The sequence below is a fragment of the Baaleninema sp. genome, from assembly GCF_049974805.1.
In the GTDB taxonomy this organism is placed as follows: domain Bacteria; phylum Cyanobacteriota; class Cyanobacteriia; order Cyanobacteriales; family Geitlerinemataceae; genus Baaleninema.
The window spans coordinates 16,478-43,397 of record NZ_JBNGCO010000031.1; the positions used below are offsets into that span (position 1 = coordinate 16,478).

Genomic DNA, 26,920 nt, shown 5'->3' on the forward strand with positions numbered 1-26,920 from the left:
AGGGGGGATAAACAAGGGTTGCATCCCCCCAACCCCCCTTTTAAAGGGGGGCTTTAGGTTGGTTGACATACTCGCCAAGGGGAGCTTTGGGTTAGCTGATATATTTGCCAAGGGGACTTTCCTTTCAACCACCTCCCCCTTAGCAAGGGGACTTTCCTTGCAACCACCTCCCCCCTTCCCAAGGGGGGACTGAGGGGGGATAAACAAGGGTTGCATCCCCCCAACCCCCCTTTTAAAGGGGGGCTTTGGATGAGCTGACTGATTCCCCAAAGGAACTTTCTTTTCAACCACCTCCCCCTTAGCAAGGGGACTTTCCTTGCAACCACCTCCCCCCTTCCCAAGGGGGGACTGAGGGGGGATAAACAAGGGTTGCATCCCCCCAACCCCCCTTTTAAAGGGGGGCTTTGAGTTGGTTGACATACTCGCCAAGCGGACTTTCCTTGCAACCACCTCCCCCTTAGCAAGGGGACTTTCCTTTCAACCACCTCCCCCCTTCCCAAGGGGGGACTGAGGGGGGATTCCCTCAAAAAGTAAAGTATTGAGAAATCACCTCGCATACCGCATCAAACTCATCAAGAACTTCAGCATTCGTAAACCGGATGACCCTGAGACCATAACTTTCAAGTCGAGCAGTGCGTTGAAGATCGCGTTCTCGACCCTCTGGCGTAAAATGTTGTGCGCCATCTACCTCAATAACCAGTTTTAGCCTAGGACAATAAAAATCAACAATAAAGCGATCGATCGGTCTTTGCCGCCACATTTTGAAGGGAAACGTTCTAAGAAACTGCCAGAGTTTACGCTCGGCTGCGGTGGGATTTTTACGCATTTCCTTAGCACGTTCGACGAGGCTGCGATCGTAGGGTAAAAAGTATTTTCCTTCCGTCAATCGTTTCATCTTAAGCTCTTACCAACTCTATTTAACTCAAGCTTCCCAACCCAAGCCCCCCTTCAAAAGCCCCCTTCAAAAGCCCCCTTCAAAAGCCCCCTTCAAAAACCCCCATTAAAAGCCTCCCTTCAAAAGCCCCCCTTCAAAAGCCCCCCTTCAAAAACCCCCTTCAAAAGCCCCCCTTAGCAAGGGGGGTTGGGGGGATTCCCTCGGGGAGTCTGCTGTTTTATCCCCCCTCTGTCCCCCCTTTTGAAGGGGGGAGGTAATGGGTCAGTTGTGGGGTTAGAGTTCGCCACGAAAAGCACGTTGAAGGAGAGAGTTGAATAGGTTTTCGGATTCTTGAAGTGCTGCACTATGATTGGCAATTTTTGCCTCAACTGACTCGGCAAGACAAGCAAACTTTTTTTGTTTATCTTGTGGTGGAACCAACAAAGAAATGTTTCTTATTTTTGACATATTTAAAGCTTGTTTTGCAGTATTAGTCATGCTTTTTGCAAACTGACTTTTTTGAAACTTGAGGAACCACACAAGATAAAGTGAGTCTAAGTTTGAGGGTGTAATCTTTGCAACATTAGGAGCAAGATGAAATCGATCGTCTTGCTCAATGACTGCAACATCTCCAATATTTACCCCAATATATGTCATTACAACATCACCAGAATATAGTTTAGATCGGGGCAGTTTATCAGAAGTTGAGCGATCTATGAATTTAACTTTATCTAGCTTTAGTCTTCCATTCTTTATGTTTAAAGCACGTAGAGCTATCACATCATTCGACTCAGCTAAATCTTTATAGTTAATATGTTCGGTATACTCAAAACCAGCTAATTTAGTTACATGGCAGGTAGATCCAAGTTTAACAACATCCCATCCTTTCGGATTGGTGACGGGATCGCCGAACATATCCAAGAAAGTCGATCGCAGTAACTCCTCCGTCAGCCGAATCGCCTCCTGTCGCTTCCGCCGCACCGCATCGGCTTTATCGAGTATCTCCGCGATCCGTTTTTGTTCTGCGATCGGGGGTAGAGGAATTTTTAGGGATTTTAATCGAGTGGAATTCACACCTGGCTGGGTTGTGCCAGTTTGATTTTGTGTGATTTGATGCCAGTAGCTAGAAGATTGAAAAAATCTTGACAAAAATATAGGATCGATTTCTTTTGAAGGTCTAACTCTAATCAAGTAAGAAGCAAAAACAGAATTATCTGGGCAATTGCGAATCAAAAAACTTTTCCCTGTGGTGGCTCCGGTTCGAGCGAAAACGATATCGCCATATTTAAGTGAGTATTTTTCAATATCTTTTTCGCTACATTCACAAAAAGGAACACTGTCCCAATCAACTGAGTCATTTTGAATGTCAGTAATACGAAGCAGCCGCGAACCTTCTGTTAGATTTTTTGCGGCTGTCGTGAATCCGTAATCTATAGATTCAGAAATATCTTGCAGTTTTACTATTTTGTACATTATATTATTTTGTCAACTATTCAAGTCAATCGAAATTCGAGAAAAGCTAATTTTTAATCCCTTTGTTTTGGTCGCTCGATCGGCTCCATCTTCATCTCATACGCCTCTACTAACATCGTCAAAATTTCCAATCGATCGCCCTCCGGCGTTCCGAGCGGCGCATCAAACAACCGTTCTATCTCTAACAAAGCTCGATCGTAATCTACTTCTGTCTTAATCGGTTTTAAATCCAACATCAATCAACCTCACCAACGTCCTCATTACCGCAAAATCACTCGCCTTTCAACAACCCCTCAAGCTTGTCCAAATCCCCCCGAATCTCATTCTCAAGACCGCGCAACTTCGCCAAAATCTCCAACGGCGGATCGTATTCCACCTCTTCAAACTCGATCTCTTTGTACCGATTAATCGAAAGATCGTAACCATTTTCAACAATCTCCGCCTTCGGCACAAAATAGGATCTATTGATTTACATAAGTCTATCGCTATAGTCCTATCTTCTTTTATGTCACCAATTCTGATGACTGGCATGCCTTTATCTTGAAAGTTTTCACTCTTAAATGCAAACCCACTTATTACATTAGCAGCTTGTTGTAGTTCTATATATTTCATGACTCTAAAATTTCTTTTGCCTCCTGCAAGTCCAACAATAATTTAGATCTAAGCCAGTTTTGCGATCTCACTAATATCATCATGTAACTGTGGAACCTCCTGAGTAATAACATTCCAAACCACATCATAATCCACCCCAAAATAACCATGAATCAACCGGTCGCGCATCCCCGCCATACGCCGCCAAGGAATATGAGGATATCTTCCCTTAAACTCATCCGGTAAATTCTTCGTCGCCTCTCCAATAATCTCCAAACTGCGAATCGCCGCCCGTGTTAACGTCCCATTTTCAACAAAAGAATCCCGATCTAACCCTGGCAAAATCTCCAAAATAAACGCCGTTTCTATCAAAATATGACCCAAAAAATCCTTAGGACAATGAGACATATTCCACCTCTGCTAAAATCTTGTGACCAAAAATCGGACTTAACGATGCACGAGTTAATAAATCAACCCGGCGACCCAACAAATCCTCTAAGAAAAAAACCAAATCCATAAAATTATTAAACGTCTTCATCCCCGGCTCAAACTCCACAAACACATCCACATCACTCTCCGCCGTCGCCTCATCCCGCACAAACGAACCAAACACCCCCAACCGCGACACCCCAAACCCCGCGATCGCCTCCGAATTTTGCCGCAATCGTTCCCAAACCTCCGCCCGAGAACCCACCGGCAAAACTGTTGTCGTGCTATTTATACTCATTTCAACATCACTCATTTCAACATCCCCTCAAGCTCATCAAGATCCCGCGAAATCTCAGCCTCAAGCGATCGTAACCGCCCCAAAATCTCCAACGGCGGATCGTATTCCACCTCTTCATACTCGATCTCTTTGTACCGATTAATCGAAAGATCGTAACCATTTTCAACAATCTCCGCCTTCGGCACAAAAAACGCCTTACCCTTCCGATCGCCCTCCTTCGACGCATCCCGCGACTGCCACCGCGCCAAAATATCCGGTATATCGTTCTCCTCCACCGGTTGCCGCTTGTCGTCCAACGAAAACCCGTCCGCCTCCATATCGTAGAACCAGACGTTATCCGTTCCCCCCGCCCCCGTCTTCGTAAACATCAGAATCGCCGTCGAAACCCCTGCATAGGGCTTAAACACCCCCGACGGCATCGACAGGATCCCATCTAACTTATGCTCTTCCACCAGCGCCTTCCGAATCGCCTTGTGCGCCCGCGACGACCCGAACAACACCCCATCCGGCACGATCGCCGCACAGCGTCCCCCCAGCTTCAGCAAGCGCAGGAACAACGCCACAAACAGCAATTCGGTTTTCGTGGTCTTCACCACCTGGGTTAAATCCTTGGCAATACTATCCTTCGAGACCGACCCCTTAAAGGGCGGGTTCGCCAGCACCAGGGTAAACGCCTCCTCAACGCTGGCGTGGTCTTCCGAAAGGGAATCCCGCGCCTCGATGGTGGGATTTTCGATGCCGTGAAGCATCATGTTCATGGAACCGATTCGCAGCATCGTCCCGTCGAAATCGAAGCCGTGGAACATCCCACTCTTGAAATGCTCTCGGTTTTCCGACGCCATCAACTCCGATTGCTTGCGCTTGTTCAAGTATTCCGCCACGCCGACCAAAAACCCCGCCGTTCCACAAGCCGGGTCGCAAACCACCTCTCTCTCGGTCGGTTCCATCAACTCCACCATCAACTTAATGATGTGGCGCGGCGTGCGAAACTGCCCGTTCGTCCCCGCTTGGCTCAGCTTCGAGAGCATATACTCGTAGAGGTCGCCCATCAAATCGACGTAACTCTCATCGGGGGAATTCCTCGCCTGTTCTTGAATTCCGTCGATAATATTGTCGATTTGCTCGATGGCTTGAGACAGCAGTGCCGGAGATGCAATCAGAAACACCGCCTCTTTCATGTGTTTGGCGTAAGCACTCTCAGAAGCCGCACCGCCGAGATTCTTAATCAGCGGAAACGCGCGATCGCGAACCGTGGCCAACTTCTCCTCGGGGTTGAGTTCCCGAAACTTCGACCAACGACAATCCTGCTGTTCTGGCGAAAAAGTCGGATTGTTGACAGGCTTGCGAATTCGCCGCGCCTTATTCTCTTTGTTGATTTCCTCGTCGTCGAGTCGCCGCATAAACAGCAGGTAAGAAATTTGCTCGATGACCGAAATCGGGTTGCTGATGCCGTTGTTCCAGAAGTGCGTCCAGAGTTTATCGACTTTTCCTTTCAGTTCGCCTGTAATCATGGAGCGGTTTCGTCCTTTGTCTTACCTCCCCGTTGCCTGCCTTAGAGAAGGGTTGCGGGGAATTCTGCGATCGCCAATCTCTAATTCTCTCACCTTCTCTTCAGTCTTGCATCCCAATTTTCCCACCCCCGCCGTAGCCTGTCGGCGTCACCGTAATAAGGAATCTACGGGGTTTTTGGGATTGTTGGAATTTTGAGAATTCTTGAAAGGGGAGCGATCGCACCCCGTTTAAATCAATTTACGCCAGCTTCGCGTCAAAGCGAATTCCGGCTTCTTCGAGGCGATCGAGCGCCGTTTGCAGTCGCTCTGTATCCGCAATCAAACTAATCCGCACGAAGCCTTCACCGCCCTCACCGAAGGCGTTCCCCGGCGTCACCACAACGCCCGTATTTTGCAGAACCGTCAGTGCGAAATCCGTCGAACCCATTCCGGGAGGACAGGGAACCCATAAATACATTGCTGCCAAGGGTTTTCTAACAGTCCAACCGAGTTTTTTTAAGCCAGAAATCAAGAAATCTCGACGACCGCTGTATCGTTTTTGAACCTGTTCTAAATAGGTTTCCGGCAATTGCAGCGCAGTTTCCGCCGCCGACTGCAACGCGGCAAAAATACCATAATCCAAGTTAGTTTTTAAGGTTCGCAACCCTTGAATCACGTGACGATTGCCCACGACGAAGCCGACGCGCCACCCCGCCATATTGTAAGTTTTCGAGAGGGTGTGGAATTCCACGCCGATGTCTTTCGCGCCGTCGATTTCCAACAAACTCGTCGGTTGATAGCCGTCGAAGGCTAACTCGGCGTAGCATAAATCGTGAACCAACAGAATCGAGTAGTGACGGGCGAAGGCCACCACCTCTTCAAAAAACTCGCGCGGCGCCGTGGCTCCCGTGGGATTGTTGGGATAGTTGAAATACATCACCTTCGCTTCCCGCGCCACGTCTTCGGGAATCGAATTGAGGTCGATCGCCCAGTCGTTTTCGGGCTTCAACATAATGCTGTGAACCCGCGCCCCAGCAATCAGCGGCCCGCGAAAGTGCGCCGGATAAGCCGGATTCGGCACGAGAACTAAATCGCCGGGGTTGAGGTATGCCAGGGCTAAGTGCGTCAGTCCTTCCTTCGAACCAAGCAGGGGTAACGCTTCCCCTTCAGAGTCGAGTTTGACACCGTAGCGCCGCTCGTACCAAGTGGCGATCGTGCGTCGAAAACTGCCCGTTCCCTCAAAGGGAGGATAGCCGTGATTGGCCGGATCGCGTAACGCTTTCGCCGCCGCTTCAATGACGGGTTCGGGGGTGGCACCGTCGGGGTTGCCCATACCTAAATCGATTAAATCCAATCCCTGTTCTCGCGCTCGCGCTTTTAACTCGTCGAGACGCGCGAACACATAGGGAGGTAATGCTTGCACCCGATCCGCCGGGCCGATCCAATCCAAAACCATTGGGGAACGTGGACGAAGAACAGACCTTTTACTCTATCAGGTTTTGAGGGGCGATCGATCGATCGACGCGCCGCAAGTCAGACAAGATGCGGTAGTGGAAACCATGGCCGCCATAACCTGAGCGGGTTCGACGGGAAACGGCAAGTGATGGATATCCGATTCGGGAACGCAGGACAACTCGGCCGCCCGTTCTAATTCCGATAGGGAAATTTCCCCCATGCCTAAATCGGCTAAGGTTTTCGGCAATCCGATTTCATCGTAGAACTTCAGCAGTTGTTGGCGGGCGGCGGCGGCCAGTTGGTTTTGTTGCACCGTTTCTTCGAGGCGCAGTTGGACGAGGATGCCGAAGGCGACTTTTTCGCCGTGGATGGTTTGGCGGTTTTCCAAGAGGTGCGTGAGGGCGTTGTGGACGGCGTGGGCGGCGACGGTACGGCATTGAGCGCCCCCCAGTCCGCCGATGACGCCCGCCATGAGGACGCTGGCATCGACCACTTCGCGCCATGCGGGGCTTCCCGGTTCGGCGATCGCCTGGGCGGATTTTTGCAGGAGGATATCGCGCAAAACTCGCGCTTGTTGGACGGCGGCGACGATGAGGGTGCGATCGGAACTGCCGCTACTGACCGAGGCTTCGTACCATTTGGCGAGGGCGTCTCCGATTCCGGCCACGAGGGTCCGTTGGGGGGCGCTGCGAACGAGGTCGTAGTCGAGTACGAGTACGTCCGGGCATTTCGCGAGGGGAACGTCGTAGCGAAACGCTCCTTCACAGGTGTAAACGTTAGAAAGTCCCGTCCAGGCGGCGCAGGTGGCGGCGGAGGTGGGAATGGTGACGATGGGGAGTTGGCTGCGATGGGCGAGGAGTTTGGCGGCGTCTAGGGCTTTTCCGCCACCGACGCCGACGACGACATCGGCATCGTGCGATCGCACGGCCTCTTCCATGGCCGCTAAGCCAGTTTCGTCGCAGTCGCAGCCGTAGGAGGTGCTGGCGACGGCGAGTTTGTGGCGTTCTAAAACTGGACAAACGCGCTCTCGGGCGAGTTCTAACGTCTGATGGCCGGCTACGACGATGGGACGCCGTCCGAGTCGGGCGACGGGTTCGGCGATTTGGGAGAGGATGCCGTCTCCGCGCAACACTTGGGCGGGGGCGACGCTTAAGGCGGTGTAGGATGGGGTTTGAGTCGTGACTGATTCGGGCATAGCGTGTTAACAGTGACGTCGATCGAGCGGTCTCGCCGAGGCGAGGCGATCGTGTATGGTGGTTGTGGGTAGGATAGCGGAAACGCTCGCTCGGCTAACGGCGTTCGTTTGAAAATCTTCAGGGTTTTCGGCGAGAACGGCTGTTCTGACGGAACTTTTTTCCAGGTATGAGTTTAGACACGCAAATTCAAACGCTTATTGAGAACGCCCCCCGCGACGGCTCGACTCCCCAGGCGATCGAGGCGATCGCGCCAGTTTTGAAAGCCCTCGCCGAGCAACTGCGACACCGCGAGTACTATATTTTACAAACTCCCGATGGCAATTGGTTGACGACGACGTTGAGCAACCGCGCCAATCCCGATTTAGAGAAATCGGTGGTGTATGGATTTCCCTCTCTCGAAGACGCTCGCGCCAGTCGCCCTCAGACGGCGGAACGGGAACTCGTCGCCGCCCCGCTTCCTGTGACGCATTTGTTGTTTCAGATGTTAGCGTTCGATCGAGTGGACAGTTTGATTTTCTTTGAAATACCGGGAAACCGCGAAACGGGTACGGAAGTCAAACGGGAAGAGGTTCAACGCGCCGTCCGCCTGCAACTGCAAAGCTATTTACAACAGAAAAAATCGAACATTCCCCCGAATTTGGCGTGAGATGAGAATTTGTAGGGTGTGTGACGCGGCCGGAAAATGTGGCCGAACTCCGGTCAATGGGATGTTACCGCGTCACGCACCGCCCCCACCGACACATCACCCCACCGACACATCACCCCATCATCCCATCACCACATCTTCGGGGGATTTGGCAGAGAATCGATCGATCCCTTGACGCACCAGAGATTTCACGAAGGTCATGCGTTGGTTGTTGTTGAAGACGCTTTGCAGAATGCTGCCTAAACGCTCGCCATCGACCGACGTAGCGGGGTTTTCCACCTCCTGCTGCTCGAAGTATTCCACCAAGCTCAATCCGGCGATACGGGTTAAATAGGCGGCGCTGAGACCCTGGACGGTTCCCCCCGCGACGAAGGTAACGGGATTGTGTTTGAGGGCGGTACTGACGAGTTGCGTCGAAAGTTCCACCAGTCCCAGTTTCACCATAAGGCTGCCCAAGGTTCCCGCTGCGGCTTGCGCTTGTTGCAAGGACAATCGCTGTTGGTAGAGATTGCCTAAATCGAGGACGAGTTGGGCGCTAATGGCACCGGTTGCCAATAAATCGAGGGCGGGGACGGGGTTAGCGAAGGCGGTTGCGGCGGCAACCCATTGATATTGAGTGATGATGGGTAAGGCGCGATCGCGACGAACGGCGTTGAGGCGAGTTTTTACGTCGTTTTTGAAAAGTCGCGCTTGGCGGTAGACGGTTCCCCAGACGAGGGGAGAACGGTTCGCCAATTGACGATCGAGAATTCGAGTTAAGTCTGAAATTTCGGGTTCGGGGGTTTCGCGGCGACTGACAACGGTGTTGTCGGTTTGGTGGCGTCGTACTTCGATCGCATCGGGGGCGGCGGCGACGGTGCAAACGCAGTCTTCATCGAGAATTTGGGCGACGTGGCTGCGAACGCGATCGACTAGGGCATCCTGTTCGGGTCGATCGTAGCGATCGCCTTTGTTCCACGCCAGAAGGACGGTTTGTCGCTGCTGGCGCAGTTGTTGCAACACTTGACGTTCGCTGTCGGTGAGGTCGCCGTCAATCAAGAACACCACTAAATCGGCGGTGAGGGCATCTTGGAGATTGTCGGCTTCGTCGTGGCGGAAAAAGGCAGGAACTTCCTCGATTTCGACTCGATCTTTATTTTGCAGCCATTGTTGGCGCAATACCTTCGCCAAAGCAGTTTTTCCGACGTTTTTACGGCCGACGAGGGCGAGTTTGACGTCGGTGCGATCGAGATTGTCGTGCAGTTGCGTCCAACGCTGTTGGAGATCGTCGCAAGGGGTTTCGCTTTCTTCGGATAAGCGATCAAGGAGGGTTTTCGCTTGGTTGAGAGCTTGTTCGGCGTTCGATCGCGCGATCGTTTCTGGAACGATTTCCGGTAGCGGTTCGGGCGATCGCTGCTTGAACCACCACGCCCCAGCACCGACGGCGATGAGTCCCAAAACCCCCCATTCGCCAAACTCTCCAACGGATCGATCGAGGCTTTCGAGCAACCACAACGCGAAGGAAAGACTGATTCCCCCGATTAGGATCGGTCGTTTCAACGTCCCTGCCATACCTACACTACTTTTCGTTATAAAGTTTTCTACGCCCCGAAGGCCGTTCGTATACCCCTATACTACCGTGTCCCTTCCCTCTCTCGGGTCGTTAGGACAGCGATCGAACAGCTCCCAAGCCTCTCGCTTCCTATCGTGTTTCATTTCCTGTTTCAACGTTCGGCCAATCAAAAAGCCCCGCAGTTTCAAACTACGAGGCTTTTTAAAAATGGCGGGAGGCGGATTTGAACCACCGACCTTCGGGTTATGAGCCCGACGAGCTACCAGACTGCTCTATCCCGCGACGTATTTTCCATTATAAACTCAATTTTTATAAAATTGCAACCCCCAAGCAATTTTTTTTAGAACGATTGAAAATTGAATAAAAGACCTTATCGGTAATCTCTTCACGTTGGAAGTAACCGCTGTTGACAAAAATCTTGATAACAATAAAGAAGGAGTGTTGAAAGAAACACTCCTACAGATGAAAATACAAATGGCGGGAGGCGGATTTGAACCACCGACCTTCGGGTTATGAGCCCGACGAGCTACCAGACTGCTCTATCCCGCGACGTATCTTCCATCATACATCGTTGGTGGGAAAACCCGCAAGTTCTCGAGCAATTTTTTTTCGAGAACGCTTTCAGAATTGCTCGATCGCCCCGTATCGAGGACGTTACAGCATCGCCAGTTCTCCTTCGACGGTCAAGCGTTTGAAGTGGCTGAGGACGCAAAACCGCTCGGCGAGGGTATCGGCAATTTCGGGTTCGAGCCAACCCAGTTGGCGAATTAGCTGAATGGCGACGGCGTATTTCGCCCGTTTAGAACCATCGGCCACTTTAATCGCCAATCCCATGCCCTGACCGATGCGACCGATACATTGAATGCCTTCGGAACCGGATTTACTGACGAGTTCCCCTTGACTCAGGCGCATGACTTCGGTGTCGAAATGCCCTTCTCCCGCCACCAGTTCCGGATAGTGAGTCATGGCGCGGACGATGCGTTCCATATCCAGATTGTCCCCCGAGGCCAGTTGACCGAACAGAGACGCCATTTGATTGAGCTGCATGAAATAGGTGGGCGCACCGCAATCGTCCCGCGCTCCGATAAACTCGTCTGGGGGCATATGCAGCAGTTCGGCGACTTTGCCCAAAATCAAGGATTGAACGGGGTGGTTGCGCTTGAGATAAGTCGTCAGCGGCCACTGTCGCTGTTGGCACACCGCCAGCATTCCGGCGTGTTTTCCCGAACAGTTATGTTCGAGGGGCGATCGCTTCCCGGCGGGAGTGGGACATTGGAGTTGGTCGGGTTCGATCGCACATTGCCAGAGAATGCGAAACACCTGTCTGGCTTGTTCGATGGTGCCTCGGTGAGAACTGCACATAATTGCCAGATCTCGATCGCTGAGGTTGTAACGCTCCATCACGCCGCTTGAGGTGACGGCGAGAGCCTGAAAGGGTTTGAGCGCCGATCGAATAAAACTGCCGAATTCGGGATCTCCTGCCACCGAGAGAACGCGACCCCGGCGATCGCACACCACCGCCTGGACTTGGTGCTTGGATTCGACGATGCCTTCCCTTAATAATTGAACTTCAATCGCGTGAGTGTGATGTCGTTTTGCCATAAACCTGTACTGCGAAGATTGCGTTAGGCGACGAGCCAACCGATCGCGCCGGCCACGATCGACAATCCTAATACGCCGAAGGTTCGATACAAGCGTTTTAAGACCGGATCGATTTGATAAGCGGCAATTAGGCGATCGCGGGCTAGAATTTCCGAGGTTTTCGTCCAAGTTTGCCCGTCGTACCAGCCAGACTCTTCATATTCAACGACGGGACTCTCGAGGCGATCGCGAACGTATTTCCAGCCTAAATACAACCGTACCAGTGCCAGCACCAGAAAAACACTCGCCCCGGCACTGGCACCGAGGGCGAACTGTACGGGATGTTTGGCAGGATCGAAACTGGCGGCGGCCACGGGACCGGCGATCGCCCAACTCGGCAGCCAAATCCAAGCCAAGGTTTTAATATACTTCGACAGGGTTCCGTGACTCGATCGAAACAAGCAAGACTCTTTCAGGGCTTGATATTCGTTAATCGGTCGTTGCTCTTCCGGAACCGGGCAAACCGAGATATCCAAATCGTACATCACACATCCGGGGAGTCAGGGTCAGATTGGGGAATATCGATCCGTTCGGCGTGTCCCCAAAAGGCTTCGAGATTGTAAAAGTCCCGTTCTTCGGGCATCAAAACGTGAACGATGGCGTCTCCGTAGTCCATCAACACCCAGTTTCCTTCTGCTTGTCCTTCCACTCGCAGCGGCTTACGCTCTAAGTTCTCTTCCACGTTATCTTCGATCGACTGGGAGATGGCGCGAACCTGCACCCGAGAAAACCCAGTGGCGATGATGAAGTAATCTGCCAAGTAAGAGACTTCTTCAACGCGCAAGACCACAATATTCGAGCCTTTGCGATCTTCAGCGGCTTCGGCGGCTAACATCGCCAGACGGTAGCTTTCCGCATCGCGATCGACCTCCGAGGCGACGGGGGGAAAAGACATCGCGTTTGTTTGAGACGTATCGGTCATTCACTCTTGAGGTAGGGACTACAGCGATCGCCGTCAAACCGTTCTCTGACAACCCATTGACCGAGAACGGCGTGACAAGGTTGGCGATTAAATATTATTATCTGATTTTTGCTGATATCCTAACAAAGATGTGCCGGAATTGCTGGGGCGATCGCACTCTCGAATCGTCTTCTCGCCCCCCTCTCGGCCTCGTAACGAAGTCTTATGAAAATCGCGACTTGGAACGTCAACTCTATCCGAACCCGGCGATCGCTCGTGTGCGATTGGCTCGATGCCAATCCCGTGGATTTGCTCTGCGTTCAAGAAACCAAAGTCGTCGATGAAGACTTTCCCCGCGAACCCTTCGAGTCCATCGGACGCCACGTCTACTGTTCGGGACAGAAATCTTACAACGGCGTCGCCCTCTTCAGTCGCACTCCCCTCGACAACGTGGAAATTGGCTTCGGTGCGTTGCTTCCCGAGGCGATTGTCGGCGATCTCGACGACCAAAAACGGGCGATCGCCGGAACCTTAAACGGCGTCCGGGTCGTCAATCTCTACGTTCCCAACGGCGGCGAATACGACAGCGACAAGTATCGTTACAAACTGCGCTGGCTAGAAGTGTTACGAAAATACATCGAAGTCACCCTTGACAAATACGACCATTTATGTATTTGCGGCGATTTCAACATCGCCCCCGACGATCGCGACATTCACACGCCCCCCGGTAACAAACCCATTGTAGGCACGACCTCCGCCGAACGGGACGCCTTACAGGAGGTTCTCAGCCTAGGATTACGCGATCCCTTTCGCAAGTTTACCGAAGAAGGGGGAATTTTTAGCTGGTGGGACTACCGAGGTGGCTCGTTCCGCCGCAATCGCGGTTGGCGCATCGACCATCACTATCTCACCCCGGAACTGTTCGATCGAACCATCTCTTGCACCATCGACGTCGAACCCCGAAAACTCCCCAAACCCAGCGATCACACACCCGTTATCGTAGAGTGGGAAGATTGAGCGAAAACCCCGGTATCATTGAAATACCGGGGTTTCCTGAAGCGATTCGAGAATATCGATAATCTAGGCAGCTTTTCGCAGCATCGAATCCAACTCACCGTGATAGTCGAGTTCGTGTAAATCGTCGCAACCGCCCACGTGATAGCCATCGATGAAAATTTGAGGAACGCTCGTGCGTCCGTTCGCCCGTTCGGACATTTTAGCGCGGGCTTCAGAATCGCCGTCGATGACGTACTCTTGGTAATCGACCCCTTTGCGATCGAGGAGGGCTTTCGCGCGAATGCAATAGGGGCAGCGGCTCCAGGTGTAAATCTCTACCTTCGACATCAGAACTTCCTCAATATATCGTCATGAATCTTCTTTAAATTTTATCAAGATTTTAGAAGTTCGCACGAGGGGAGATATCCGACCCTTACCCCGTTCCAACGACAGCATAATCGATCAGTTGTAACAATCGCTGGCGTAGCGTTGCCAAACCGAATCCTTCCGTCGCCGAGACGAAGGCCGCCTGGGGGTATTCCTCCGCCGCCAAGTCTAAAATTTCGCCGTCCACGGCATCGATTTTATTAAACACCAACAAAATCGGACCCGGCGTCACGGGCATATCAGAGAGAATGCCCATAACCGAGCGAATTTGACTTTGCCAAGCCGGATGGGACAAATCTACAACGTGCAGCAGCGCATCGGCTTCAGTGACTTCTTCCAAGGTGGCGCGGAAAGCGTCGATGAGGGCGGGGGGGAGTTCGTGGATAAATCCCACCGTATCGGTGAGGACGAACTGACGCACTTCGGAAGTATTCTCGTCCGTAACCGCAATGCGGCGCGTCGTGGGATCGAGGGTGGCAAAGAGTTGGTCGGCGGTGTAGATTTCGGCGTTGGCGAGAACGTTCAGCAAGGTGGATTTTCCGGCGTTGGTGTAGCCGACGAAGGCCACTGAGGGGACTTCTCGGTGTTGTCGCTGTTGTCGCAGGCGCGATCGATGAGCTTGCAGTCGATCGACCTCTTGTTGCAAGCGCGAAATCCGCCGTTGAATCGCCCGACGTTCGGTTTCTAACTGAGTTTCCCCCGGACCTCGGGTGCCGATACCGCCCCCGAGTCGAGACATAGCTTGACCTCGTCCCGTCAGACGGGGCAGGTTGTATTCCAGTTGCGCCAGTTCTACTTGCAGTTTCCCGGCACGAGACTGGGCCCGTTGAGCGAAAATATCGAGAATGACTTCGGTGCGATCGACCACCCGCACGCCGATGCGTTTTTCCAGATTGCGCACTTGCGCCGGAGAGAGATCGCGATCGAACACGACCAAATTCGCCCCCAGAGTTTGCACCGTTAAAGCAATTTCGTCCACTTTCCCCGATCCCACCACCGTTTGAGGATGGGGGCGAGACCGAGACTGTTGGAGCGTTTGCAGCACAATACCGCCGGCCGTATCGACCAATCGTCCCACTTCCGCCAGACGATCTTCAAACTGCTGGGCGTCCAGTTCGGCGGTTCGCATACCGACGATCAAGACGCGATCGCGATCGCCTTCCACCTGTTGGGCGACGAATTCCCGTTGAAACTCCGCTTCAAGTTCCTCCACCATCGCCAGAAAATCGCGACTGGCTAAGGCGTCCAAACTCAACGGTGGCGAAACCGTCCAACTGGCTTCGTGAGTATTGGGAGCCAAATTCGCCAGATAAGCCTGTTTGACGTAGCCCACATCGCCGCCCCCCCGTCGCCGGAATCCAGAACCCGTCAGCGTGAGAGTAGCTAAAGCATCGAGGCGTTGAATAGCCATAGCCGTCAAGGCAGAGGTCCCCGGCGGATTGGTTTTCAATTGCGTGGCAATGCAACGAATCCCGCTGAGACGACTGGCACCGTACCGGGGGAGTTCCAGGGGCGGAATTTGAGTCTGTCGCGGCGTTCCCACCCCCACCCGAATGACTTGTCCCCGTCGGTTCACGTAGGCGCAGACCGGTTTGGCCAAATCGGTGGAAATCGCGGCGAGACGCTGGGCGAATTCCGGTGTCGTCAGACAATCGCCCGGTAAACGTTGGTGGTACAACCGCTGAAGTTGCTTGAGTTGGCTGGGCTTGAGACCTTGGAGTTGACCGTGAACGGTATGAATAGGCGCTAAACCAGGAAACTGGCTCCCGAACAACAACACAAATGTGGGATCTATTTTAGCGACGCGATCGACCGCTGACTCGGGAAATCCTCGATTGTCTTAATACTGTTTTAAGAGTTTGTTTAGATTGTCTTAAATCGATGGAAATCGAGACTGAAAGCGCGGCATCGTCCAATTTAGGATCGATCGCCGCGCTGGGGGGAGTTGAAATTAAGTCTGATGGAGAGTCGAAACGTTTAAAGGCTTTCGCTGGCCTGTCGGGACACTTGTTTCTCGAATTCCGCTTGAGCGTTGTGGAGGAGTTGTTCGCGACTGTCCGCCGCCTGCGAGAGGTTCGGAACCAGGTTCCGCGCCTGCAAGGTCATATGAAACTGGAGATGAGCCACATAGTCACGGATATCTTCGCGTAATGCGGTTTGTTCGAGTTGACGTGCTTGTGCGTTCAAAGTGTTCTCCTGCCAAACTTGGCGTCGTCGGCTAAATAATGCGATTGATTTAGGGCTGAATCTTCGTCAAAAGTTACCACGACCCGACCGAACACTCGCAGGATTGCAAAAAACCTTAACAGAGTCATGGAGAAGAGATGATGAGATATTGACTGTTCCCTCTTCACTGTTCCCTACAAAACCCCTTTAGAACTGGGGATAGTACTGGCGCGACGGGGATCGATTTCCGTGGCCATGCGGATCGATCGCGCAAAGGCTTTGAACGTCGCTTCAATAATATGGTGGGAGTTAATCCCGTCGAGTTGGCGAATATGTAGCGTCATCTGGGCGTGATTGACGATCGCCACGAAAAACTCTCGCACCAGTTGTGTATCGTAGGTTCCGACTCGTTCCGTGGGAATGTCTAAACCGTAGCTGAGATGGGGACGCCCGGAGAAGTCCAACGCCACTTGAATTAAGGCTTCGTCGAGGGGGGCGACGAAATGTCCGAAGCGCACGATTCCTTTGCGATCGCTCAACGCTTGCGCTAACGCCTGTCCGAGGGTAATTCCCACATCCTCGTTCGTATGGTGATCGTCAATTTCCCAATCTCCCACCGCCTTCACTTCCAAATCGAGGAGTCCGTGGGAGGCGATTTGATGCAACATATGGTCGAGAAACGGAATTCCGGTATCCGCTTTACACTGACCCGTTCCGTCGAGATTGACTGTCACTTGTACGTCCGTTTCTCCAGTGGTACGGCGAACGGAGGCGGTGCGTGCGGTAGGCGCGAGTGGGGTTTCGGGGCGAGTAGAACTCGTTTGCATGGAGGATTTTAGGGTAGCGATTCGCGTAAACAGAACGATTTCATTTTACTCCGTTCTCGGGTTCTGTTGGACTTATCTTTGGTTTGACGGTATTTTTTATATCTTTAATTTGGTATTTTATCTTATCATAAAAGATTGAATTTTTGTGGATTTTATGTTTTTTGAAAACTGTGAATCGCTCGAAAACACAGACACAATAGACGCTTAAAAGTATAATTTGAAGCTCAAATCAAGTTAACACCGACAACAATTATTACAAATCTTGCACAAGACAAAATTTTTTAAGCATATAAAAAATTTTGTCTTAAGACTAAAAAAGTCGCTCGATCGAAGATAAAAAAAGAGAATATCGAGCATCGAACCTCTGCTCGGCCAGATCGTCCGTCCCAGGTCATCCCCAGAGACGAGATTCGATCGACCCCCAATCGCCAATCGATCGACCGGAAAAAGTGAGAAATTCCCAACAAAACCGACATCCCGTCAACAAAGCCTCTAAAACGCCAACTCAGAGCCGACCAGAGACCGCGAGGCGACGGCCTGCGCCCTTTGACGACCCATTTAAGAAATGTAAACCCGCAACCGCGATAAACCGAGGCAACATTTCGACTAAGATAGTAGTTCCGAGAAAAACAAAACGCGATCGCAACAGTCCAGATTGTAAAGCCTAGAGAAGGAGCGTACTTTGGTTTCTACGACCCTAAAAACCAGCAAATCGGAAGAAATCTTTGCCGCCGCTCAGAAGCTCATGCCCGGTGGCGTTAGCTCCCCAGTTCGCGCGTTCAAATCCGTGGGCGGTCAGCCCGTCGTGTTCGATCGCGTCCAAGGAGCCTACGCTTGGGATGTAGACGGCAACCAATACATCGATTACGTCGGCACTTGGGGCCCGGCCATCTGCGGACATGCCCACCCCGAAGTCATCGGCGCCCTGCGGGACACACTCGACAAAGGCACCAGTTTCGGCGCTCCCTGCTACCTCGAAAACGTCCTGGCCGAAATGGTCATCGACGCCGTTCCCAGCATCGAAATGGTGCGCTTCGTCAACTCCGGTACCGAAGCCTGCATGGCCGTCCTGCGCTTAATGCGTGCCTTCACCGGACGGGAAAAAGTCATCAAATTCGAGGGATGCTACCACGGCCACGCCGATATGTTCCTCGTCAAAGCCGGTTCCGGCGTTGCCACCCTGGGACTTCCCGACTCTCCCGGCGTACCCAAAACCGCCACCAGCAACACCCTGACCGCCCCCTACAACGACCTCGAAGCGGTCAAAGCCCTGTTTGAAGAAAACCCCGAAGACATCGCAGGGGTCATCCTCGAACCCGTAGTGGGGAACTCCGGCTTCATCCTCCCCGATGCGGGATTCCTCGAAGGATTGCGGGAACTGACCCAAGAATACGGCGCGTTGTTGGTCTTCGACGAAGTAATGACGGGCTTCCGCATCTCCTACGGCGGCGCCCAAGAAAAATTCGGCGTGACCCCCGACTTGACCACCCTCGGTAAAATCATCGGCGGCGGTCTGCCCGTGGGCGCTTACGGCGGACGTGCCGATATCATGTCGATGGTAGCCCCGGCCGGACCGATGTACCAAGCCGGAACCCTCTCGGGGAACCCCCTGGCGATGATGGCGGGAATCAAAACCCTGGAACTGCTGCAAAAGCCGGGAACCTACGAACAACTCGACAGCATCACCAAGAAACTGTCTCAAGGACTGCTGCAAGCCGCGCGAGATACCGGACATACGGTTTGCGGCGGCTCTCTCAGCGCCATGTTCGGAATGTTCTTCACCGAAGGCCCCGTCCACAATTACGACGATGCCAAAACGTCGGATTTAGCGAAGTTCGGTAAGTTCCATCGCGGCATGTTGGAACGCGGCGTTTATCTAGCACCGTCCCAGTTTGAAGCTGGATTTACCTCCTTGGCCCATACCGACGAAGATATCGATCGTACCGTGACGGCGGCTCGCGAAGTGTTAGAGTCCTTGTCTTAAAATCCCTCTAACTTCCGAATTTCAAGGATATTTTCAAAGCCAAACGGCACTCAGCAAAGTTCTGAGTGCCGTTACAACGAAATTTCTCCGGTAGCGGCGTTCCTGCAACGCCGCTACTTAATTTTTCACTTAACCCGTGGTTTCCGATGTCGGAACAACATCTAAAAAGGCATCGAAATCCGCCAAACTTTCGCGGTAGTTTTGCACCGCTGTCGCATAATCTTCTTGCTTCGCGGCCAAATTGATGGCCTCTAGATGACGGAAGAGAGTTCTCGCCAACTCTCGCCCTTGGCTTTGTTCCCCAGGAAGCAGATTGCGATTAATCAAACTCATTTCCTGTCGCAAGGTTCCGAGAGGACCGTGGATGAAGGTATCGACATTAATCCAATCTCTGGCCTCGATGAGGTCTTCGAGTTCGCCCATGCGATCGCGCAGTTGCGAGACTTCGGTGGCGTGAGACTCAATGCGTTTGAGGGTTTCCGGCGTGTAGGTGGGGGCTTGCGCCGTAGTCGGTCCGCCACAACTGACCAGAAATACGGTGACGCAGGCCAGAAGACCAGACAGAATCGATCGATATCGTGAGATAAACATCAGAAGTTTCACGCATTTCAATTCAACTGTCCTTATCTTATACAGCCACAGCGGTCTTGTTTGCGAGCGTCAGAAACGGCGAAGGCTCGAGGGTTCGTCGGCGCGTCCCGTGGCATAATGGAGTGCGGTAGATTCTCAGACGAACTTGAAATTGAACGTTAGACGGGTGATGAGAGACCTGGCGATCGCAGCTAGGAGGTCTTTGTGAAAGTTTTAGTGGTTGGTAACGGGGGGCGCGAACACGCCCTGACTTGGAAATTACTCCAATCGGAGAAAGTGACGAAGGTGTTTTGCGTCCCCGGTAACGGCGGGACGGCAACGATGCCGAAATGTCAGAATTTAGCGATGTCGGTAGACGATTTCGAGGGCATCGCACGGTTTGCCTTAGTGCAAGGGGTGGCCTTCGTGGTCGTCGGACCGGAACTGCCCTTGGCCTTGGGCATTACTGACGTGCTGCGAGAACAAGGGATTGCGGTATTCGGTCCGACGAAGGCGGGGGCGCAAATCGAATCGAGTAAGGCGTGGGCGAAAGCCTTGATGCAAGAGGCGGGAATTCCCACGGCGCAATCGGCGACGTTCGATCGATCCCAAGCCGACGACGCTAAAGATTACGTGAAAGCTGTCGGGGCGCCCATCGTCGTCAAAGCGGACGGACTGGCGGCTGGAAAAGGCGTCATCGTGGCGCAAACCGTCGAAGAGGCGCTCTCGGCCATCGACGACATCGCCCAAGGGCAGTTCGGCGACGCCGGAAATACCCTGGTGGTCGAGGAATTTCTCACCGGTCAGGAAGTTTCCGTTCTCGCCCTCACGGACGGAGAAACCATCGTTCCCTTGTTACCCGCCCAAGACCACAAACCCATCGGCGAAGGGGATACCGGACCCAACACGGGCGGAATGGGAGTTTACGCCCCGACTCCCGTACTTTCGTCGGAACAGGTGCAGCAAGTCCATCGGGACATCCTCGAACCGACCATCGCCGCCTTGCGCAACCGGGGAATCGAGTATTGTGGCGTTCTCTACGCCGGGTTGATGGTGACGCCGGAAGGAGAGGCGAAGGTTCTCGAGTTTAACTGTCGCTTTGGCGACCCGGAAACTCAGGCGGTGTTACCGTTGTTGGAAACGCCGTTACACGAGTTGATGTTGGCTTGTGTGGAAAAACGCCTCGGACAGTGTGCGCCCTTGGAATGGAAAGACGGGGCGGCGGTGTGCGTGGTGATGGCGTCCGGCGGTTATCCAGGGTCTTATGAAAAAGGAAAACCCATTTCAGGGATTGCGGAGGCGGAAGAAACGGGCGCGATCGTGTTTCACGCAGGAACTCAAGTCAAACAACAGCAACTCGTCACCAGTGGCGGCCGGGTGTTAGGTGTGACAGCGGTGGGCGAAAATTTCGAGAACGCGATCGCCAAGTCTTACGCAGCGGTGGAGAAAATCGAGTTTGAAAATTGTTACTACCGCCGTGATATTGGCTACCGAATTCGCTAGTCTTCTGGGCTAGGGTGAAGAGAATCGTATCGACTGAGCGTCCGATATGAGGTGGTAGACCGAGATTGGTTTTTGAAATCGAACTCGATCGCATCAGGACTTCTCCCGTCCGAACGGCGATCGGGTTTTTTGTATTGGAGAAAATAATGGAGGATTAACTCGTCGAATTTTCAGGCAGTTTCGCACCGCATCGCTTGCAAAATTTGGCGTCTGCATCGTGCGCCGACCACTGACAGACCGGACATTCGAGTTGAATGCGATTGCCGCTTTTGACCAGTTGTTCGACGAGTTCGCTCACTTGCCAGGGGATTAACGCGACCCCCGTTAAAATCATTAAAATCGTTAGCAAGCGACCGACTTCGGAAAAGGGAATGACATCGCCAAATCCCACGGTCGTCATGGTGACGATGGCGAAATACAAGGCGTCGAGAAAGGTATCGAAAATTTCGGGATTGATGGGATGCTCGACTTGGTAAATTAATCCTGAAAAGACGAATATTATAATAAATAAAGTCAGTAAAATCCGAAATAAAATAAATCGTTCTTCTAGTTTTTCATCGCTACCGATGCGAAATATAAAAAAATCGACATTGAGGAAACGGACGATTCGCAACATCCGGAACCAGCGAAACATTAAAAAAAAGCTATGACTGTTGATTCCGAGAAAAAAAGGTAAAATAACAAATAGGTCGATTAAAGACAGCGGACTGAATAAAAAACGAACGCGATCGCCCGCCACGGAAAAACGAACGATATATTCGATCGCAAAAACAATTAAAATCGACGCATCTAAAATTTCAAGCTCTTGTAAAACCCCCTCTGAAATGGGATAGGTTTCCGCCACAAAAATACCCGATGAAACTAAAATGAGAATAGCGATCGTCAAATTAATCGCTTGTCCCAACGGACTTTCCAAGTCGTCGAGATAAAAGGCAATTTTTTCGCGAACCGTCATCTTCATTACATCGTCGCCCAGCTTGACTCGAAGTAACCCCTAACCTTGACAACAGAGCGACCGTTAAATCGAGTCGCGAAAGAACTCCGTTCCCCGAAGGCGATGGCGCAGTCCGCCGAAGAATTTGCCGTTCGCCGATGGATTTTCGTTAAAACACATCAAAAATCTAGCCTCGAAGTGCGATCTAGATTTTAGACTAGCAATAAATCCATTGCGCCGTCGCCTGTCTGCGACAGGCGACGCCAATCTCGAAGCCTATCACTCAAGGACGATTTATGACGACACTTTACGTCAACCCCAATACCGGAAACGACGCTTCCGACGGAAGCGCCTCCCAACCCTTTAAAACCATCCAACACGCCTTCAGCCAAGCCGCATCGGGAACGACGGTTCAACTGGCACCGGGCAGCTATACCGAAAGCAGTGGCGAAACCTTCCCCCTGACGGTTCCCACTGGCGTCAAACTCGTCGGAAACGAAGGCAATCAAGGCAAAGATATCCTCATCTCGGGTAGCGGTACCGCTTCCACTAACGCCGGACCGCAACCCGTCGCCCTTTGGCTGGAAAGCGATACGGAACTGCGAGGGGTCAAAATCTCGAATACGGAAACGCGCGGTACGGGCGTTTGGATTCAATCAACCAATCCCACTGTCGCCAACTGTACGTTTACATTATGCAAGCGAGAGGGCGTCCGCGCCTCGGGAACCGCCAAACCCCTCATCGAAAACAATCTGTTCGTCCAAAACGATTCTTACGGGGTTTGGTTCCTTGGGGAAGCGAAGGGGGAAATTCGCAACAACACCTGTCAAAATACGGGAACGGGCATTTCTGTCGGGGACGATTCGGCGCCGTTGATTGCCAACAACCACATTCTGGAAAACCGTTACGGCGTTCTGCTGAACTATAACGCCCGTCCCGTGTTGCGGGGGAACATTATCGAAAACAACACGGATTACGGTCTTTCGGCTATTTCGTCGGCCTTCCCTGATTTGGGTAAAGCCCAAGACCCCGGCGGCAACGTTTTTCAAAATAACGGCAAGAAAGATTTACAAAACGCTACGTCTCTGACGTTTGTTTCGGCGGGCAACCAACTCAATCCGACGAAGGTTGAAGGGTTGGTGGAGTTTGTGGCCGTCGATGGCGGAACCCCCACGCCCACGCCCACGCCCACGCCCACGCCCACACCTACGCCCACACCTACGCCCACACCTACACCCACGCCCACACCTACGCCCACACCTACGCCAACGCCGACTCCCACCCCCGCCCCAACGGAGTTGACGGATATCGCTGGACATTGGGCCGAACCGTTTATTCAGGCGTTGTTCGATCGCCAATTGGTTAGCGGTATGGGAGACGGTACGTTTAAGCCGGACGCCCCCATCACTCGGGCGGGATTTGCGGCGTTGTTGGCGAAAGCGTTCGATCGACCCTTGAAAAACGATGCTAAAACCTTCCTCGACGTTCCGCCGGATTTCTGGGGATACGACGCCATTACGGAAGTGACCCGCATGGGCTTTATCGCCGGTTTCCCCAACAATACCTTCCGACCAGGGCAAAACGTGACCCGCCTGCAAGTTCTGCTGGCCCTCAACAGCGGTTTGGAACTCAGCGGCGGCAATCTCAATATTCTCTCTTTCTTCCAAGATGCCTCGCAAGTGCCGTCTTGGGCGGCTACTGCGGTGGCCAACGCCACGGATGCGGAAATTGTGGTCAACTATCCTAATGTTTTCAAACTCAATCCCATGACTCAAGCGAGTCGGGCTGAGGTGGCGGTGATGGTCTATCAAGCGTTGGTGAATGAGGGCAGTTTACCGGCCATCGATTCTCCTTATATTGTGAAACCCACTTCGACGCCGACGCCGTCGTTTTCTGATATCGAGAATCACTGGGCGAAGGATTTTATTTTGGGACTTTCGGGGAAAGGTATTATCAACGGCTTCCCCGATGGCAGTTTTCGCCCGGATGCTAAGATGACTCGCGCCCAGTATGCGGCGGTGTTGGCGACGGCGTTCGATCCCCGTCCGAAACGGACTGCGACGACGTTCCAAGATGTCCCGAGTGGCTTTTGGGCCCGCGATGCTATTCAAAAGGTCTATCAAGGTGGATTTCTTTCGGGCTTTTCGGAAAATACTTTCGGACCGGGATTGAACGTGACGCGGTTACAGGTGTTGTTGTCTCTGGTGAACGGTCAGGATTTGTCTGGGGGAACGTCGGATTTGTTGAATCGATATAACGATCGCGATGAGGTTCCGACTTGGGCGGAAGCGGCGGTGGCGACGGCGACGCAGAAGCAGTTCGTGGTGAATTATCCCGATCTCGATCGCTTGTATCCCGATCGCGATGCAACTCGGGCTGAGGTGGTGGCTATGGTCTATCAAGCGTTGCGCGAGGCGGGTAAATGGGATCTTCCGGCGGTGGATTCGCCGTATATCGTGACGGTTTAATCGGAAATTTGGCTTAAACCTGAGTTCGATCGTCCCCGTAGCTGTGGTATAGCGACCGCTACGGGGTTTTTTTCTCCTGCGTCCGGACGATCGATCGGAGTTTGGGTAACTTGGAGAGGGACTCAGGGAGGTTGTACAACGTCTTCACCACGTCTTCTTAGGGTCCCGGGGGGTCGGGGGGATGAGTTCAGAGAAACTGCTGTTTGAGTTTCGGATTCTCTCTGACGGCCGGAAACGGACGGGTGACTTTGCCTGTGATTCTACTGAATCAAATCGAAAACGTGACAGTTTGTCGGGGCGATCGCGCGATCGACTCCTATGGCGTTCGTTTTGGCTCTCTCGTCCTCACGGCTTAAGCTTAAAACCCTCGTAAGAGGGCGATCGCACTGGCATTTATTTCGGTTTTTGTTAAAAAATATTACAATTCTGCTTGCGTGTATCTACGCAACGATTTAGGATCTATAATGAGTTAATAACTAAAACTGCACAAAATATATCTCGACGCAGTTCGTTAAAGGTCATCTATCCAACTCGAGTAAATCGCAGCGTCGCCGTTGTAAAGAAACGCGATCGCCGCAGGGCAAGCCAAACCCATTAGATGCGTGCCATCTGGAAGGTTGGTCAGTCAGGGCAATCTCCTAAATCGACCGATTCTCCTCGACTCGATCGAAGTGTGAGGGGCGCAAGTTATCAAAAAGGTTTAGCAATGTACGATCGAAACCCGTCTCAACTTACGAGAAAACGGAATTTACCGACTTCGCGCTTGGGAAATAAACGTCTCGGTGCGTACTTACTCGAAGCGGGATTGCTCAGCCCCGGTCAAATTCAAGTGGCTGTTTACGACCAAAAGGTTACGGGTAAGAAGTTTTCGGAAGTCATCGTCGATCGCGGTTGGGTGAAGCAGCAAACCATCGACTTCCTCATCAAGCGCGTCATCGTTCCCGAACAGCGGCGAGCGCACAGCGTCGGAGCTTTCGCCCCGCCCGTGGAACCGTTTACGAATATTTACGAGCGCCGTAAAGAGCAAGTTCTACAAGAGCAAGAGGAAGAAGAAGTTCCCTGGACTGTTGATTGATTTTGTCGAAGCCACCTCCACAGATCGCCTTCGACTCTAACGCCCTCAGTGTCTCACTCGAACTGAGGGCGTTAGGCTAGGTAAGAATGAAGTGTAAAGTGCAAAGAGTGGAGAGAGTGAGCTTTAACAGCAGCAGCCCCGCGCTCTACCCGTTAGGGTGAGCGTCGGGAAGAATGCGCACGAGGTGACGACACCCATCCGACCAATGCCGCAGGCGAGGAAGGATGGGATGGAGGAAACAAGCAACTACTTGGATGTAAAGTCAGAAATCTTTCGCCCCAAAGATCTGATTAACTCCCTGACAACATCTGTTTGTGTTCTGCCTGACTGTTGGCAATAGTGTTTAAGTAGCTCCATTTCCGATTCTTCAACTCTAACATTTAATATCGTTTTAGCCATTGTCATGTAGTAGCTTTTGCACTACAGTAATATCATGCGAATATCCTACCAGTACCGACTACGCTTAACTACTGAACAGCAGTCCACTGTTGACGAGTGGCTAGAGCGTTGTCGTCGCCAATATAACTATCGGCTGGCAGAGCGGTTTAACTGGTGGGAGCAGAATCGCTGCGACGTTAATACTTGTCCGCTCATCTGCCACTTACCAGAGTTGAAAGACCGCCCCAATCTCTATTCGCAGAAGCGCGATCTGGTTAACACCAAAAAGCTGTTTCCTGAATACAAGGGGCTACCGTCTCATACCCTACAAGATGTGATGGCACGGGTAGATAAAACGTTTGAACGCTGGCTCAAGGGTAATGGCAACGGCAAGCGAAGCGGTAAGCCCCGCTTCAAAGGACAAGGGCGCTATCGGTCACTGGGATTCCCCGATCCAATCAAGCCGGAGCATATAGACGGCAAGTTTATTCAGCTACCCAAGCTGGGTAGGCTCAAGCTAATTTTGCACCGTCCTATCCCCGATGGGTTCAAAATCAAGACTGCAACAATTACCAGGAAGGCTGATGGTTACTACATCACCCTGTCACTGCAAAATTCAACAGTGCCAGAACTCAGCCCCGAATTGCCCACCCTGGATAACACCATCGGGATTGATATGGGGTTGAAGTCTTTTCTGATCGTGGATGACGGTAGCGAGGTTCCAATTCCTCAACATTACCGTAAAGCTCAGAAGAAATTGGCGCGTCTGCAACGCTCGTTGTCTCGCAAAAAGAAGGGGTCAAACCGTCGTCAAAAGGCGGTTAAGCGAGTTGCTAAAGCCCACCAAAAAGTTGCCAATCAGCGCAAAGACTTCCATTACAAGACAGCTAAAAAGCTGTTAAGCAAAGGAAAGCACATTGGGCATGAAGCGCTCAATATCAAGGGTATTACCAGAACGCGAATGGCGAAGTCTACCCATGATGCCGGATGGGGTCAATTCCTGCAAATTCTCTCAGTCAAAGCTGCAAATGCTGGTACGGGTCACTTAAGGTGGCAAGTCTCGAAAGCTTCTTAGAGAAAGCATTT

The 26,920-nt window shown here is 52.3% G+C and carries 28 protein-coding genes and 2 tRNA genes; 9 read left to right on the top strand and 21 right to left on the bottom strand.

Annotated elements, in window-relative coordinates; all coding sequences use genetic code 11:
* Positions 1–523 precede the first annotated feature (523 nt).
* The 6 genes from ACP5D4_RS08350 to ACP5D4_RS08375 all read right to left on the bottom strand — a co-directional run bounded on the left by ACP5D4_RS08350 (position 524) and on the right by ACP5D4_RS08375 (position 5,176).
* The gene (locus ACP5D4_RS08350; protein WP_428011170.1) at positions 524–895 is read right to left on the bottom strand and encodes an endonuclease domain-containing protein; all 372 of its coding nucleotides are present in this window, start codon (positions 893–895) and stop codon (positions 524–526) included.
* Between the two features lie 273 nt (positions 896–1,168).
* Complete coding sequence (locus ACP5D4_RS08355) at positions 1,169–2,347, bottom strand: restriction endonuclease subunit S (protein ID WP_428011171.1); 1,179 nt, start codon at positions 2,345–2,347, stop codon at positions 1,169–1,171.
* Positions 2,348–2,400: 53 nt separating this feature from the next.
* A complete protein-coding gene (locus tag ACP5D4_RS08360; protein WP_428011172.1) occupies positions 2,401–2,583 on the bottom strand; it encodes a hypothetical protein in 183 nt (60 codons plus the stop codon).
* A 424-nt stretch (positions 2,584–3,007) separates the two neighbouring features.
* A complete protein-coding gene (locus ACP5D4_RS08365; RefSeq protein ID WP_428011173.1) occupies positions 3,008–3,346 on the bottom strand; it encodes a HepT-like ribonuclease domain-containing protein in 339 nt (112 codons plus the stop codon).
* On the bottom strand, positions 3,330–3,665 hold the full coding sequence (locus ACP5D4_RS08370) for a nucleotidyltransferase family protein (RefSeq protein WP_428011174.1): 336 nt from the start codon (positions 3,663–3,665) through the stop codon (positions 3,330–3,332). The genes ACP5D4_RS08365 and ACP5D4_RS08370 overlap by 17 nt, the downstream gene beginning before the upstream one ends.
* A gap of 11 nt (positions 3,666–3,676) precedes the next feature.
* Positions 3,677–5,176 (bottom strand): type I restriction-modification system subunit M, encoded by a 1,500-nt coding sequence (locus ACP5D4_RS08375; protein ID WP_428011175.1) that lies wholly within the window; start codon positions 5,174–5,176, stop codon positions 3,677–3,679.
* Between ACP5D4_RS08375 and ACP5D4_RS08380 the strand changes: the two genes are divergently transcribed.
* Positions 5,175–5,372, top strand: a complete 198-nt coding sequence (locus ACP5D4_RS08380) for a hypothetical protein (protein ID WP_428011176.1) — start codon at positions 5,175–5,177, stop codon at positions 5,370–5,372. The two genes, ACP5D4_RS08375 and ACP5D4_RS08380, sit on opposite strands and share 2 nt — an antisense overlap.
* 42 nt (positions 5,373–5,414) lie before the next feature.
* Here ACP5D4_RS08380 and ACP5D4_RS08385 read toward each other — a convergent pair whose 3' ends face one another.
* Positions 5,415–6,611: an aspartate aminotransferase gene (locus ACP5D4_RS08385; RefSeq protein WP_428011177.1), complete on the bottom strand. Its 1,197-nt coding sequence runs from the start codon at positions 6,609–6,611 to the stop codon at positions 5,415–5,417.
* A gap of 36 nt (positions 6,612–6,647) precedes the next feature.
* Positions 6,648–7,805, bottom strand: coding sequence for an iron-containing alcohol dehydrogenase family protein (locus tag ACP5D4_RS08390; protein ID WP_428011178.1), 1,158 nt, complete (start codon positions 7,803–7,805; stop codon positions 6,648–6,650).
* A gap of 167 nt (positions 7,806–7,972) precedes the next feature.
* Between ACP5D4_RS08390 and ACP5D4_RS08395 the strand changes: the two genes are divergently transcribed.
* A complete protein-coding gene (locus ACP5D4_RS08395; protein ID WP_428011179.1) occupies positions 7,973–8,452 on the top strand; it encodes a hypothetical protein in 480 nt (159 codons plus the stop codon).
* A 120-nt stretch (positions 8,453–8,572) separates the two neighbouring features.
* Here ACP5D4_RS08395 and ACP5D4_RS08400 read toward each other — a convergent pair whose 3' ends face one another.
* From ACP5D4_RS08400 to rsfS, 6 genes are all read right to left on the bottom strand, one after another.
* The gene (locus ACP5D4_RS08400) at positions 8,573–9,991 is read right to left on the bottom strand and encodes a slr1306 family protein (RefSeq protein ID WP_428011180.1); all 1,419 of its coding nucleotides are present in this window, start codon (positions 9,989–9,991) and stop codon (positions 8,573–8,575) included.
* 221 nt (positions 9,992–10,212) lie between these two features.
* Positions 10,213–10,286: transfer RNA gene (locus ACP5D4_RS08405), tRNA-Met, on the bottom strand.
* A gap of 193 nt (positions 10,287–10,479) precedes the next feature.
* Positions 10,480–10,553: transfer RNA gene (locus ACP5D4_RS08410), tRNA-Met, on the bottom strand.
* Positions 10,554–10,658: 105 nt separating this feature from the next.
* Entirely contained in the window at positions 10,659–11,606 is a 948-nt protein-coding gene (locus tag ACP5D4_RS08415; protein ID WP_428011181.1) for an asparaginase, read from the bottom strand.
* A 23-nt stretch (positions 11,607–11,629) separates the two neighbouring features.
* Entirely contained in the window at positions 11,630–12,130 is a 501-nt protein-coding gene (locus ACP5D4_RS08420; RefSeq protein WP_428011182.1) for a CGLD27 family protein, read from the bottom strand.
* Positions 12,130–12,540: a ribosome silencing factor gene (rsfS, locus tag ACP5D4_RS08425; RefSeq protein ID WP_428011183.1), complete on the bottom strand. Its 411-nt coding sequence runs from the start codon at positions 12,538–12,540 to the stop codon at positions 12,130–12,132. Before rsfS ends, ACP5D4_RS08420 begins: the two co-directional genes overlap by 1 nt.
* A gap of 231 nt (positions 12,541–12,771) precedes the next feature.
* On the opposite strand from rsfS, the gene xth reads away from it, so the two are divergent.
* Positions 12,772–13,563, top strand: a complete 792-nt coding sequence (gene xth, locus ACP5D4_RS08430) for an exodeoxyribonuclease III (RefSeq protein ID WP_428011184.1) — start codon at positions 12,772–12,774, stop codon at positions 13,561–13,563.
* Between the two features lie 63 nt (positions 13,564–13,626).
* On the opposite strand, the gene grxC is transcribed toward xth, so the two are convergent.
* From grxC to hisB, 4 genes are all read right to left on the bottom strand, one after another.
* Positions 13,627–13,890 carry a glutaredoxin 3 gene (grxC, locus tag ACP5D4_RS08435; protein ID WP_428011185.1) on the bottom strand — a complete coding sequence of 88 codons (264 nt, stop codon included), beginning with the start codon at positions 13,888–13,890 and terminating at the stop codon, positions 13,627–13,629.
* 85 nt (positions 13,891–13,975) lie between these two features.
* A complete protein-coding gene (gene hflX / locus ACP5D4_RS08440; RefSeq protein WP_428011186.1) occupies positions 13,976–15,709 on the bottom strand; it encodes a GTPase HflX in 1,734 nt (577 codons plus the stop codon).
* 197 nt (positions 15,710–15,906) lie between these two features.
* Entirely contained in the window at positions 15,907–16,116 is a 210-nt protein-coding gene (locus ACP5D4_RS08445) for a hypothetical protein (RefSeq protein WP_428011187.1), read from the bottom strand.
* 173 nt (positions 16,117–16,289) lie between these two features.
* Positions 16,290–16,922, bottom strand: a complete 633-nt coding sequence (gene hisB, locus ACP5D4_RS08450) for an imidazoleglycerol-phosphate dehydratase HisB (RefSeq protein ID WP_428011188.1) — start codon at positions 16,920–16,922, stop codon at positions 16,290–16,292.
* A gap of 682 nt (positions 16,923–17,604) precedes the next feature.
* On the opposite strand from hisB, the gene hemL reads away from it, so the two are divergent.
* Positions 17,605–18,906 (top strand): glutamate-1-semialdehyde 2,1-aminomutase, encoded by a 1,302-nt coding sequence (gene hemL / locus ACP5D4_RS08455; RefSeq protein WP_428011189.1) that lies wholly within the window; start codon positions 17,605–17,607, stop codon positions 18,904–18,906.
* A gap of 129 nt (positions 18,907–19,035) precedes the next feature.
* Here the strand turns inward: hemL and psbQ are convergent, their stop codons facing one another.
* A complete protein-coding gene (psbQ, locus tag ACP5D4_RS08460) occupies positions 19,036–19,497 on the bottom strand; it encodes a photosystem II protein PsbQ (RefSeq protein ID WP_428011190.1) in 462 nt (153 codons plus the stop codon).
* Between the two features lie 204 nt (positions 19,498–19,701).
* Here psbQ and purD point away from each other — a divergent pair, with 204 nt between their 5' ends.
* Complete coding sequence (gene purD / locus ACP5D4_RS08465; RefSeq protein ID WP_428011191.1) at positions 19,702–20,979, top strand: phosphoribosylamine--glycine ligase; 1,278 nt, start codon at positions 19,702–19,704, stop codon at positions 20,977–20,979.
* Positions 20,980–21,133: 154 nt separating this feature from the next.
* Here the strand turns inward: purD and ACP5D4_RS08470 are convergent, their stop codons facing one another.
* Positions 21,134–21,934, bottom strand: a complete 801-nt coding sequence (locus ACP5D4_RS08470; protein WP_428011192.1) for an ion transporter — start codon at positions 21,932–21,934, stop codon at positions 21,134–21,136.
* A 275-nt stretch (positions 21,935–22,209) separates the two neighbouring features.
* Between ACP5D4_RS08470 and ACP5D4_RS08475 the strand changes: the two genes are divergently transcribed.
* The 3 genes from ACP5D4_RS08475 (at position 22,210) to ACP5D4_RS08485 (ending at position 25,456) form a co-directional block, all read left to right on the top strand.
* Complete coding sequence (locus ACP5D4_RS08475) at positions 22,210–24,381, top strand: S-layer homology domain-containing protein (RefSeq protein WP_428011193.1); 2,172 nt, start codon at positions 22,210–22,212, stop codon at positions 24,379–24,381.
* Positions 24,382–24,584: 203 nt separating this feature from the next.
* A complete protein-coding gene (locus ACP5D4_RS08480) occupies positions 24,585–24,737 on the top strand; it encodes a hypothetical protein (RefSeq protein WP_428011194.1) in 153 nt (50 codons plus the stop codon).
* A gap of 350 nt (positions 24,738–25,087) precedes the next feature.
* The gene (locus tag ACP5D4_RS08485; RefSeq protein WP_428011195.1) at positions 25,088–25,456 is read left to right on the top strand and encodes a hypothetical protein; all 369 of its coding nucleotides are present in this window, start codon (positions 25,088–25,090) and stop codon (positions 25,454–25,456) included.
* Between the two features lie 246 nt (positions 25,457–25,702).
* Here the strand turns inward: ACP5D4_RS08485 and ACP5D4_RS08490 are convergent, their stop codons facing one another.
* Positions 25,703–25,861, bottom strand: coding sequence for a ribbon-helix-helix protein, CopG family (locus ACP5D4_RS08490; RefSeq protein ID WP_428011196.1), 159 nt, complete (start codon positions 25,859–25,861; stop codon positions 25,703–25,705).
* Between the two features lie 28 nt (positions 25,862–25,889).
* On the opposite strand from ACP5D4_RS08490, the gene ACP5D4_RS08495 reads away from it, so the two are divergent.
* Entirely contained in the window at positions 25,890–26,909 is a 1,020-nt protein-coding gene (locus ACP5D4_RS08495) for an RNA-guided endonuclease InsQ/TnpB family protein (RefSeq protein WP_428011197.1), read from the top strand.
* Positions 26,910–26,920: the final 11 nt, after the last annotated feature.